Origin of the sequence: Nocardia sp. NPDC059236 (genome assembly GCF_042754085.1) — a bacterium.
GTDB lineage: Bacteria > Actinomycetota > Actinomycetes > Mycobacteriales > Mycobacteriaceae > Nocardia.
The window spans coordinates 400,306-411,198 of record NZ_JBHZAF010000009.1 but is presented as its reverse complement, the minus strand read 5'-3'; the positions used below and the strand labels follow the sequence as shown (position 1 = coordinate 411,198).

The following is a 10,893-nucleotide window of genomic DNA, read 5'->3' as shown; positions in this document are numbered from 1 at the left end:
GCCACCGCACCCCCTACAGCGAACACACCGCCTGGGCACACCGCCAAAACACCCAAGCCGCTTGACAACTTACGGACCTGGGATGTCTAGCCCGCCCGGCCGGCCGCGGGCAGGCCATCCATCACCAGATCGACTGCGCCGCTGAGATATTCGGGCGTCAGGGGCTCGCCGCGCAGCAGCAGCCGGAACCAGATCGCGCCGGCGAGCAGGTCCATGATCGCCGCCGGATCGCAGGTCGCGGCCAGTTCACCCCGGGCCATCGCACGCTGGAACACCGGCTGCTCGCGGCCGAGCCGATCGGCGAAGAACGACGCCCCGACCGCCGCCAGGTGCGGGCGCGCGGGGGCGGCCGCCAGCACGGCGATCGCGATGGGTGCGGTCGCCTCGGCGGTGAGCAGCCCCGCGATCGCCTGCGCGAGCGCCAGCAGATCGCCCCGCAGGCTGCCGGTGTCCGGCACCGGGAACGCCAGTACATCGGAGTCGATGAGCGCCGCGGCCAGCAGCGCGTCCTTGGCCGGCCACCACCGATACAGCGTCGTCTTGTTCACCCCCGACCGCTCGGCCACCGCCTCCATGGTCAGCCCGTCATAGCCCTTGGCTGCCAGCAGGTCCAGGGTCGCCCCGAAGATCGCCTCGGCCTGTCGCGGCCTGCCCGCCGATCGCCGTCCCGGTGTCGTCACTCCCCCAAAATACAACACAACGTTGCGTTGTGTTTCCGGCACTGCTTTCATGGAAACGCAACGCAGCGTTGCATTTCGATTCGGGAGGTAGTCATGACGAGAACGCCGGTCCTGCTGGTCCACGGCATTCGGCTGAGCAGCACCTGCTGGGTGGAGGTGGGCGAGCATCTCACCCTGCAGCGCCCGGTCCTGGCGATCGATCTACCCGGCCACGGCACCCGCCGCGGTGAGCGCTTCACGCTGCCGGGCGCGGTCGAGGCCGTGCGCGCGGGTCTCGATCGACTCGGCGGATCCGCGCTGGTCGTCGGTCATTCCCTGGGCGGCCTCACCACCATCGCGGCCGCGGCGGCCCATCCGGACCAGGTAGCGGGCGTGATGCTCGCCGGCGCCACCCTGGTCCCGGGGCCCGCGCTGGCGACCCCGTTCCGGCTCATGCATCGCGTCCTGTCGTCGCGGCCCGACGGCGGACAGGCCCTCAGCGAGAAGGTCTTCGACCGTCCGGTGCCGCCCCGGGTGGCCGCGGGGATCGCCCGCGGCGGCATCGCCACCGAGGTGATTCCGGATGTGCTCGCCGCCGTATCCGGTTTCGATCCGGTTGCCGCGCTGGCGACCTACCCGGGCCCGGTACGCCTGATCAATGGCGGTCACGACCACTTCCGCCTGGGCGAACAGCGTTTCGTGCGTGTCTGCGCGAACGGCCGGCTCCTGATCGTGCCGCGCGCGGGCCACTATCTGCCGCTCACGCATGCCGCGACGTTCGCCGACCTGGTCGCAGACTTCGCGGCAGCGCGCGACGCCGCCCGCGAAGCCGTCTCCGCGCACTAGGCGCCGAACGGGTCAGCCCTGGCCGGTCAGTTCGCGGCCCACGGTACGGACCCGGCCGGGGTCCCCGCCGATGACCCGGCGCGTGATCCGCACCGCCCGCCGGTTCCGGATAGGCTGCGGAGGTGGACAACCCGTTCGGGCCCGTGGGCACCGCGAACTACGTCAATCTCGTCACCTACAAGAAGGACGGCACGCCGATCGGCACGCCGGTGTGGGCTGCGCTCGACAATGGCCGCCTCTATGTCTGGACCGTCACCGACAGCTGGAAGGTCAAGCGCGTCCGCCGCAATCCCGAGGTCACGGTGCAGGCGTGCGATCTGCGCGGCAAGACCCGCGGCGAGATCGTGAAGGCCAGCGCGACCGTGCTCGACGCGGCCGGCACCGAGCGGGTGCGCGATCTCATCAAGCGCCGCTACGGTATTCAGGGCTGGCTGGGCATCACCCTGAGCAAGGTGCGTCGGGGCAGCGCGGGCACCATCGGCATCGAAATCGTTCCGGCGTAACGGTATTCGCGCACGGCACGGCCGCCGGACCGGCTCGACCGGTCCGGCGGCCGTGCGCGTTTCCGCCCCCGGTTCGAGCTACGGTTGATCCCCGGCGATGATCGCGCCGAGGAGTCCGCCGACACCGCAGCCGACAATGGCACCGACCACGAAGAACCACACCCCGATCACCGCGCCGACCACGCAGCCGATGAGCGCCCCGGCCACGATCGACCCGGCGCTCGCCACATTCTGCAGCGCCGCGACATCCGCGTTCGGGGCGGCGATATCGGCCGGATCCGACGGCCGCACCGTCAATTCGGTCCCGGCCGCGTTCACCTCGGGTAGGACGTCGAGGGTGCGGTCGGCGGTCCGATAGACCAGCGGCAGTGCGGCGATGGTCTCCCCGGTGGGCGCGACGATGTTCACCGTGCCGTCGGTGAGCTCGAAGTGGCCCGCGGTGAGCGTGGTGGTGACCGCGCTGCGGTCCTGGGCCAGCGCGATGGAGTAATCGACACCTCGGTCGGCGCCGCTGATTCCGGGGGCGGCGACGGCGGGTTCACCGTGCGCGGTCACCGTGGCGACGCACAGGGCGGCGACGGAAAGCAAAGTGGTAGCGGCGATTCTGGCAATTCTCATGATGGTTCCCTGCGATCGAAGAGCCGATTCACCGCAGGGCCGAGCAGACGCATCCATGGGATACGCCGGAACACTGCAACGCGATTACGCATGCGCGAGGGCGCGGCGAATCGGGGAAATTCCCACATCGAATTATCTGACCCGGCAACGCCTTTGGCACGTCACCGGGTGACCCGGTGCCTGGTGACGAGTACGAGGTCCGCCCCGAACGCGACACCGGGACGATTCTCATGATCCCCTCAGGCTGGAGGGCAGGGAAGACCGAGGTGCCGGGGTTGTCCGCCCTTGTCCTGCGCGTCACCCCGGCATGCCGCGACCGATCGAACAGACCGGTCGAATTCGATTACTCCAGTTCGCCTTCGGTTTCCAGATAGATCTGCCGCAGCCGATCCAGGGTGTCACTTTCGGGCTGTTCCCAGAGTTTCCGCTCCGCGGCCTCCAGCAAGCGCTCCGCAATACCGTGCAGCGCCCAGGGATTCGACTGCTCCATGAACTTCCGATTGGTCTCGTCGAAAACATAAGATTCCGCGAGCTTTTCGTACATCCAGTCGGCGACCACATTCGTGGTGGCGTCGTAGCCGAACAGATAGTCGACGGTGGCTGCCATTTCGAACGCGCCCTTGTAGCCGTGCCGGCGCATGGCCTCGAGCCAGCGCGGATTCACCACGCGTGCCCGGAACACCCGGGTGGTCTCCTCGGACAGGGTGCGGGTGCGCACCGCGTCCGGACGGGTGCTGTCGCCGATGTAGGCCTCGGGATTCTTGCCGGTCAGCGCGCGCACCGCCGCGACCATGCCTCCGTGGTACTGGAAATAGTCGTCGGAGTCGGCGATGTCGTGCTCGCGGGTGTCGGTGTTCTTGGCCGCCACCGCGATTCGCCGGTATGCGGTGCGCATGTCGTCCGCGGCGGGCGCGCCGTCCAGGTCGCGGCCGTAGGCGAAACCGCCCCAGGCCGTGTACACCTGCGCCAGATCATCATCGGTACGCCAGCTCTTGGAGTCGATGAGCTGCAGCAGACCCGCACCGTAGGTGCCCGGCTTCGAGCCGAAAATCCTTGTGGTGGCCCGGCGTTCGTCCCCGTGCTCGGCCAGGTCGGCCTGGGCGTGGGCGCGGACATAGTTGGATTCGGCGGGCTCGTCGAGCTCGGCGACCAATCGCACCGCGTCGTCCAGCAGCGCCAGCACATGCGGGAAGGCGTCACGGAAGAAGCCGCTGATTCGCACGGTCACGTCGATGCGCGGCCGGCCCAGCTCCTCGAGCGAGACGGCCTCGAGCCGGGTGACGCGGCGGCTGGCCTCGTCCCACACCGGCCGCACGCCCAGCAGCGCGAACACCTCGGCGATATCGTCGCCCGAGGTGCGCATGGCCGAGGTGCCCCACACCGACAGGCCCACCGAGCGCGGGTACTCGCCGTGGTCGGCCAGGTAGCGTGCGAGCAGCGAATCCGCCATGGCCTGACCGGTTTCCCACGCCAGCCGCGACGGCACCGCCTTGGGGTCGACCGAATAGAAGTTCCGGCCGGTCGGCAGCACATTGATCAGACCGCGCAGCGGGGATCCGCTCGGCCCGGCCGGAATGAAGCCGCCGTTGAGCGCGTGCAGGATTCGCGAGATCTCGACGCCGGTCTGCCGCAGCCGCGGCACCACCTCGGTCGCCGCGAAGCCCAGCACTGTGCGCACCTCGGCCAGGCGGGCCGGGACCTCGGTGATCCCGGCCGCGTCGGCGAGCTCGCCGGCCAGCAGGGTCTCGCTGACCGCGTCGATGGAGTCAACATCCCAGTCGACCTCCTGCATGGTCAGCACCAGTTCGCGCGCCAGCTTCTCGAACGCGTCCACCCGTTCGCGGGCCTCGTCCCCGGATTCGCTGAGCCCCAGCGCTTCTCGCAGCCCCGGGACATTGACCTCGCCGCCCCACAGCTGGCGGGCGCGCAGCATGGCCAGCACCAGGTCGACCTCGGCCTCCCCCGCCGGGGCCTGGCCGAGAATGTGCAGGCCGTCGCGGATCTGCACGTCCTTGATCTCGCACAGCCAGCCGTCGACGTGCAGCAGCATGTCGTCGAAGGATTCCTCGTCCGGCCGCTCGGTCAGACCCAGATCGTGGTCCATCTTGGCCGCGCGCATGAGCGTCCAGATCTGCTGGCGGATGGCGGGCAGCTTGGCCGGGTCGAGCGCGGAGATATTGGCGTGCTCGTCGAGCAGCTGCTCCAGACGCGAGATGTCGCCATAGGTTTCGGCGCGCGCCATGGGCGGGATCAGGTGGTCGACCAGGGTGGCGTGGGCGCGGCGCTTGGCCTGGGTGCCCTCGCCCGGGTCGTTGACCAGGAACGGGTAGATCAGCGGCAGGTCGCCGAGGGCGGCATCGGTGCCGCACGAGGCCGACATGCCGAGGGTCTTGCCCGGCAGCCACTCCAGATTGCCGTGCTTGCCCAGGTGCACCACGGCGTCGGCGGCGAAGCCCTCCGGCGCGGCCAGCCAGCGGTAGGCGGCCAGATAGTGGTGGCTCGGCGGCAGATCCGGGTCGTGATAGATGGCCACCGGGTTCTCCCCGAACCCGCGCGGCGGCTGCACGATGAGCACCACATTGCCGAAACGCAGTGCGGCGATGACGATCTCGCCCTTCGGGTCCGCGGACCGGTCGACATAGAGCTCACCCGGCGGCGGTCCCCACGCCTCGATCACGGCCGCGCGCAGATCCTCCGGCAGCGTCTCGAACCACCGCGTGTACAGGTCCGCGCCGATGCGAATCGGGTTGCCCTCCAGCTGTTCGGCGCTCAGCCAGTCCGGATCCTGCCCGCCCGCGGCGATGAGCGCGTGGATCAGCGCGTCACCATCGGCCTCTTCCAAGCCCGGGATCTCCCCCGCCGCGCCGAGATCGTAACCGGCGAGCCGCATTTCGGTGAGCAGCCGGATGGCGCTGGCGGGCGTGTCCAGGCCGACCGCATTGCCGATCCGGGCATGCTTGGTCGGATACGCCGACAGCACCAGGGCGACCTTCTTCCGGTCCGCCGGAATGTGCCGCAGCCGCGCATATCGCACCGCGATGCCCGCCACCCGTGCCGCGCGCTCGGGATCGGGCACATACGTCGACAGGCCGTCGGCGTCGAACTCCTTGAACGAGAACGGCACCGTGATGATCCGCCCGTCGAACTCCGGCACCGCCACCTGCGTGGCCACATCCAGCGGAGACAGGCCGTCGTCATTGGCCTCCCACTGCTCGCGGCCACTGGTCAGGCACAGGCCCTGCAGGATCGGCACATCCAGATCCGCGAGCGCGCCCACATCCCACGCCTCGTCGTCGCCGCCCGCCGACGCGGTCGCGGGCTTGGTGCCGCCGGCCGCCAGCACCGTCACCACGAGCGCGTCGGCCGTGCGCAGTTCGGCCAGCAGTTCCGGCTCCGCGGTGCGCAGCGAGGCGCAGTACACCGGCAGCGCCCGCGCGCCCTTGTCCTCGATGGCCGAGCACAGCGCGTCGATGTAGCCGGTGTTCCCGGCCAGATGCTGGGCGCGGTAGTAGACCACCGCCACCGTCGGGGCGTCCGCCGCGACCGGGCGCGAATCCCGTTCCAGCGCACCCCAGCTCGGCATCTCCACCGGCGGCTCGAAGCCGTGCCCGGTGAGCAGCACCGTGTCGGACAGGAAGTTGTGCAGCTGCAGCAGGTTTCGCGGGCCGCCCGCCGCCAGGTAGTTGTGGGCATCGGCGGCCACGCCGCCCGGCACCGTGGAGCACTCCATGAGCTCGGCGTCCGGCGCGATCTCACCGCCGAGGGCGACCAGCGGAATCCCGCTGGCGCGCACCGTCTCCAGCCCGGGCTCCCAGGCGCGTTTGCCGCCGAGGATGCGCACGATCACCAGCTCGGCGCCGTCGAGCAGGGCGGGCAGGTCCGCCGGCAGCAGGCGCGCGGGATTGGCGAGCCGATACTCGGCGCCGCTCGCACGCGCGCTCAGCAGGTCGGTATCGGAGGTGGACAGCAGCAGGATCACAGGTTTCAGGCCTTCCTAGGGTGACGCGCCCAGCACGGTTCGGCGCCCGCCGGGAAGGTCTGACTGTCACAGTGGCGCGACCGCACCGGAATTGCACCGGATTCTTCCGTTCGACGAGCTCGCCGATGCTATCGCGCCGACTCCGCGAGGCCGATATCGCGCCCGGATCACAGTGCGGCAAAGGCTCCTCCGAGCTCCTTCGAGCCCAACTGGGCGCCACGTACGCTGCCCGTATGCCAACCACTCCAGGATGGGTCAGGCGGAACCGCTTTGCTGCCTGGTCGGGATACTTTTGCGTATTGGTTGCCTTCGCAACGCTGGCCATGACCCTCACGGCCGCCGGCACCGGTCACACCGAGTGGGCCATGCTCGCCGGCATCGTCTGCGCCGCGACTGTCCTGTTCGGCACCACGGTCATGACCACCACCGTCCACCGCGACCACGTCGACCACCACAACGTCCCGAGCCTCCTCAACGACACCTGGGAAACCACCCCCGCCTTCGCCCGCCGCCGCGGCGCCCCCAGGGCCATCGAACCCCACCGCATGCGCTGACCCGCCGGACCTTCCACCACGATTCCGGGGCCCACGCCCCGGAATCTTTCTGTCCCGGGCCCGCACTCCGCACCGCGTTCATTACTCCGCACCGCGTTCATCCCCTCCCGGAAAGACCGACTGCGGCTCCGTGATCCATGCTTCTGGTTCGTCACGGACCGACCTGCGTGCAATACATGCTCAGATCGCAATATCTCTAGATGTGGATATTTACGGGAGCTGATCCGTCCCGTTCCCGGCCCGTAGGTGCCCGACCTCGGCATCCTCCGTAGGCTGGGGGCGTCATGACGCGAACCGATCCCGATTCCTGCCCGGGCGTGCTGCGCCTGCACCAAGCGGCCGATGGTCCCCTCGCTCGCATCCGGGTGCCGGGCGGACACCTCTCCCCCGGCCAGGTGCGGGCCCTGGCCGCCGCGGCCGTCGATCTGAGCGACGGCAATATCGAGCTCACCTCCCGCGGCAATGTGCAGTTCCGGCGGGTGCGGGATGCGGCCACGCTCACCGAGCGGCTGACCGACGCGGGCCTGTTACCCAGCGCGACGCACGAGCGGGTGCGGAACATCGTCGCCTCTCCGCTGTCCGGGCGGGTCGGCGGGTGGACCGATGTGCATCCCCTGGTGCCGGCGCTCGACGAAGGTTTGCAGGCGCATCCGCGATTGGCCGACCTGCCCGGCCGGGTGCTGTTCACCCTCGACGACGGTCGCGGTGATGTCAGCGGACTGGGCGGGGATATCGGTGTGCACGCACTCGACGAGAACACCTACGCACTCCTGTTGGCAGGCAAGGACTCCGGTATCCGCGTATCCCCCGCCGACGCGGTGGATCTCATGCTCGCCGCAGCGCACGGTTTCCTGGAGCTGCGCGACGGCCAGTGGCGGTTGCACGAGATCCCGGACGGCGGCGCCCGACTGACCGATCACCTGCTGACCGCCCGGCCCGGCCTCGACGCGTCCGGCGACCCCGTCGAACTGCCGGTGCGCCAGGACATTCCGATCGGCTGGCTGAATCAGGACGACGACCGGGTCGCGCTCGGCGCGGGCGTGCGCCTCGGCTCGCTGCCCGCCCGCACCGCCGAGTTCATCGCCGCCGTCGAGCGTCCCGTGTTCCTCACCCCGTGGCGCAGCCTGGTCCTCACCGATCTCGACGAATGGACGGCCGAGCAGGTGGTCCGCGTCCTCGCCCCCATGGGCCTGATCTTCGACGCCAACTCCCCCTGGCTGCTGGTCAGCGCCTGTGCCGGCCGCCCCGGCTGCGCCAAGTCGCTCACCGACGTCCGCGCCGACGCCACCGACGCCGTGGACACCGGCCGCGTAGTCCCCACCGGCGCACCACAATTCGCGCGCGAAGGCCTCGACGCCGATGACATCGTGGCCGCCGGCCGCCAGCACTGGTCGGGCTGCGACCGCCGCTGCGGCCGCCCCAAGGGCGCGGTCACCGACATCATCGCCTCGATCGACGGCTACCGCATCGTCCCGTCCCCATAGCCGAGGTCGTCGTTACCGAGTACGAACCCGCGTCTGTCCCTCGCCAGTCCCGCCCGCGCCACCGGTCAACCCCGTCTGCCGCCCCGGCAACGCGCACCTGCCGTGCCAGGCCATTCACACCGCCCTGCGGGCACGCTGCCCAGGCCGCACCACCACGAAGTCCCCGCTGGGCATGCCGCCGCGGGTTGTCGCGCATGCTGGTGCACAGTGGGTCCAAGGCAGCGGCGAGCATCGGAGACGGGAGGCGGTCATGGCTGTGCCTGAGCTCAGCGATGAAGAGATCGCGGCGATGTCGGACGATGAGCGGCGGGAGCTGATCGGGCGTTTGCGGCTGCCGCCCGAGCGGTTGCTGCCGCGGCCGGAGGTGGTGCGGATGCATCGGCGGGTCCGGTTGGCGCTCATGGTCGGCGGCTGTCTCGCGCTGATCCCGTGGATCGTGTACCTGGGGTTCTCGCTACCGGCGGAGTATCACGCGCGGAACTGGTCGCTGGCCTGGATCGGGTTCGACATCGCGCTGGTGCTGATGATGGCGGCCACCGCCTACCTCGGTTGGAAGCATCGGGTGGTGCTGCTGCTCCCGGCCTTCGGCACCGGGATCCTGCTGCTCGTGGACGCCTGGTTCGACATCGTGACCGCCGAGGCCGGGGATGTGTGGGTGTCGGCGGGCACGGCGGTGATCGGTGAGATCCCGCTGGCGCTGTTGCAGATCACCGGCGCGATCATGCTGCTGCGCTTCCTCATCCTGGCGCACCCGCTCAACGATCCGGCGGTCAGTCCGTTCCGGACCCGGCTGCCGTTCTGACCCGGTGCAATTCGAGCGTGCAGCACTTCACGCTGCCGCCGGACTTGAGCAACTCCGACAGGTCGATCCCGACCGGCTGGTAGCCGCGGGCCCGCAGCTGCTCGGCCAGGCCGACGGCCTTCTCGCTGAGGAAGACGTGGTAGCCGTCGCAGACGCCGTTGAGGCCCAGCACATTCGCGTCCTCCTCGTCGGCGATGAGGGCGTCCGGGTACAGGCCGGCCAGCAGCCGGGCGCTGGGCCCGCTGAAGGCGCCCGGGTAGTACGCGATGGTGTCGCCGAGCACCATGAGCGCGGTGTCGAGGTGATAGAACCGCGGATCCACCAGATCCAGCGAGACGACCGGTAGTCCGAAGAACTCCGCCACCTCCTCGTGCGCGCCGGGAGCGCTGCGGAATCCGGTCCCGGCGAGGATCCGGTCGGCGGCGATGGCGAAATCGCCTTCGCCCTCATTGGTTTCGCGGGCGGCGGCCACCGTGGCGAATCCGCGGGCCGCCATCCACGCGTGGAAGGCCGGACCTTCCTGTGCGCGTTCGGGATTGGCGAAACGGGCCGAGAGCGCCCGGTCCCCGATGACGAGTCCGCCATTGGCGGCGAACACCATATCGGGCAGTCCGGCAACCGGTTCGATGACCTCGACCCGATGCCCGTGCGCCTCGTAGGCGGCGCGCAGCGCGTCCCACTGGGACAAGGCCAGGGCGCGGTTCACCGGGTCGGAGGTGTCCATCCACGGATTGATGGCGTAGGTGACGTCGAAGTGTTCCGGGCGGCACATGAGATAGCGGCGGCAAACGGGCCGGCGGGCGGCGGGATCACGGGCGGGCAGCGTGGCTACGGACGTCAACGAGACTCCCTCGGAAGCGGCGCGGACGGGGCTGATCTGAAGGTAGGTGGCGTACCGTTGTGCTCGAAATAGCGAATCGTTGCGCTGATCTCCGGATCAGTGGCGATTCGTTGCGTGCCACCCATGCGTGCGCATCATTGCGAAAGGGGCGAGCATGGACGAGCTGGACCGGCGAATCCTGGCGCACCTGCTCAAGCACGCGCGCGCGTCCTTCCAGGACATCGGCTCCGAGATCGGCCTGTCCGCGCCCGCGGTCAAGCGGCGGGTCGACAAGATGGTGGCGGGCGGGCAGATCACCGGCTTCACCGCGGTGGTGAACCCGGCCGCGCTGGGGTGGCGCACCGAGGCGTATGTCGAAGTCTTCTACCGCGACAACATCTCCCCCGCCGAACTGCGCCGCAGCCTCGAACCCATTCCGCAGGTGGTCGGGGTGTGGACGATCGCCGGTGAGGCCGATGCCCTGGTGCACGTGATGGCCACCGATATGGCCGAGATCGAGGCGACCGTCGAGCGTATTCGCGAGAACGCGCGGGTCGGGCGCACCCGCAGCAATATCGTCATGTCCCGGCTGCTCGAACGGCCCCGCACCTGATCCGGCCCGGCCGTG

The 10,893-nt window shown here is 69.7% G+C and carries 10 protein-coding genes; 6 read left to right on the top strand and 4 right to left on the bottom strand.

Translation table 11 applies throughout. The features are described 5' to 3' along the window. Positions 1 to 86: 86 nt before the first annotated feature. The gene (locus tag ACFXIV_RS25520) at positions 87 to 680 is read right to left on the bottom strand and encodes a TetR/AcrR family transcriptional regulator (RefSeq protein WP_379400053.1); all 594 of its coding nucleotides are present in this window, start codon (positions 678 to 680) and stop codon (positions 87 to 89) included. Positions 681 to 773: 93 nt separating this feature from the next. Here ACFXIV_RS25520 and ACFXIV_RS25515 point away from each other — a divergent pair, with 93 nt between their 5' ends. Then, positions 774 to 1,505 carry an alpha/beta fold hydrolase gene (locus ACFXIV_RS25515; protein ID WP_379400054.1) on the top strand — a complete coding sequence of 244 codons (732 nt, stop codon included), beginning with the start codon at positions 774 to 776 and terminating at the stop codon, positions 1,503 to 1,505. 122 nt (positions 1,506 to 1,627) lie between these two features. Continuing rightward, the gene (locus ACFXIV_RS25510; protein ID WP_379400055.1) at positions 1,628 to 2,008 is read left to right on the top strand and encodes a PPOX class F420-dependent oxidoreductase; all 381 of its coding nucleotides are present in this window, start codon (positions 1,628 to 1,630) and stop codon (positions 2,006 to 2,008) included. A 78-nt stretch (positions 2,009 to 2,086) separates the two neighbouring features. On the opposite strand, the gene ACFXIV_RS25505 is transcribed toward ACFXIV_RS25510, so the two are convergent. Both ACFXIV_RS25505 and cobN read right to left on the bottom strand, forming a co-directional pair. After that, positions 2,087 to 2,626 carry a hypothetical protein gene (locus tag ACFXIV_RS25505; protein WP_379400057.1) on the bottom strand — a complete coding sequence of 180 codons (540 nt, stop codon included), beginning with the start codon at positions 2,624 to 2,626 and terminating at the stop codon, positions 2,087 to 2,089. Between the two features lie 343 nt (positions 2,627 to 2,969). After that, positions 2,970 to 6,605 carry a cobaltochelatase subunit CobN gene (cobN, locus tag ACFXIV_RS25500; protein ID WP_379400058.1) on the bottom strand — a complete coding sequence of 1,212 codons (3,636 nt, stop codon included), beginning with the start codon at positions 6,603 to 6,605 and terminating at the stop codon, positions 2,970 to 2,972. A gap of 299 nt (positions 6,606 to 6,904) precedes the next feature. Between cobN and ACFXIV_RS25495 the strand changes: the two genes are divergently transcribed. The 3 genes from ACFXIV_RS25495 to ACFXIV_RS25485 all read left to right on the top strand — a co-directional run bounded on the left by ACFXIV_RS25495 (position 6,905) and on the right by ACFXIV_RS25485 (position 9,445). Next, positions 6,905 to 7,159, top strand: coding sequence for a hypothetical protein (locus ACFXIV_RS25495; protein WP_379400059.1), 255 nt, complete (start codon positions 6,905 to 6,907; stop codon positions 7,157 to 7,159). A gap of 284 nt (positions 7,160 to 7,443) precedes the next feature. After that, positions 7,444 to 8,643, top strand: a complete 1,200-nt coding sequence (gene cobG / locus ACFXIV_RS25490) for a precorrin-3B synthase (protein WP_379400060.1) — start codon at positions 7,444 to 7,446, stop codon at positions 8,641 to 8,643. A 250-nt stretch (positions 8,644 to 8,893) separates the two neighbouring features. Continuing rightward, positions 8,894 to 9,445, top strand: coding sequence for a hypothetical protein (locus tag ACFXIV_RS25485; protein WP_379400061.1), 552 nt, complete (start codon positions 8,894 to 8,896; stop codon positions 9,443 to 9,445). Here the strand turns inward: ACFXIV_RS25485 and ddaH are convergent. Continuing rightward, positions 9,414 to 10,286 carry a dimethylargininase gene (ddaH, locus tag ACFXIV_RS25480; protein ID WP_379400063.1) on the bottom strand — a complete coding sequence of 291 codons (873 nt, stop codon included), beginning with the start codon at positions 10,284 to 10,286 and terminating at the stop codon, positions 9,414 to 9,416. The genes ACFXIV_RS25485 and ddaH overlap by 32 nt on opposite strands. 154 nt (positions 10,287 to 10,440) lie before the next feature. Here ddaH and ACFXIV_RS25475 point away from each other — a divergent pair, with 154 nt between their 5' ends. Beyond that, on the top strand, positions 10,441 to 10,878 hold the full coding sequence (locus tag ACFXIV_RS25475; protein WP_379400064.1) for an Lrp/AsnC family transcriptional regulator: 438 nt from the start codon (positions 10,441 to 10,443) through the stop codon (positions 10,876 to 10,878). The last annotated feature ends 15 nt before the right edge of the window (positions 10,879 to 10,893 follow it).

Excerpts from the sequence above, each read along its gene's own strand:
- ACFXIV_RS25515 (WP_379400054.1), top strand. The coding sequence starts at position 774 with ATGACGAGAACGCCGGTCCTGCTGGTCCACGGCATTCGGCTGAGCAGC.
- ACFXIV_RS25505 (WP_379400057.1), bottom strand. The coding sequence starts at position 2,626 with ATGAGAATTGCCAGAATCGCCGCTACCACTTTGCTTTCCGTCGCCGCC.
- cobG (WP_379400060.1), top strand. The coding sequence starts at position 7,444 with ATGACGCGAACCGATCCCGATTCCTGCCCGGGCGTGCTGCGCCTGCAC.
- ACFXIV_RS25485 (WP_379400061.1), top strand. The coding sequence starts at position 8,894 with ATGGCTGTGCCTGAGCTCAGCGATGAAGAGATCGCGGCGATGTCGGAC.
- ACFXIV_RS25475 (WP_379400064.1), top strand. The coding sequence starts at position 10,441 with ATGGACGAGCTGGACCGGCGAATCCTGGCGCACCTGCTCAAGCACGCG.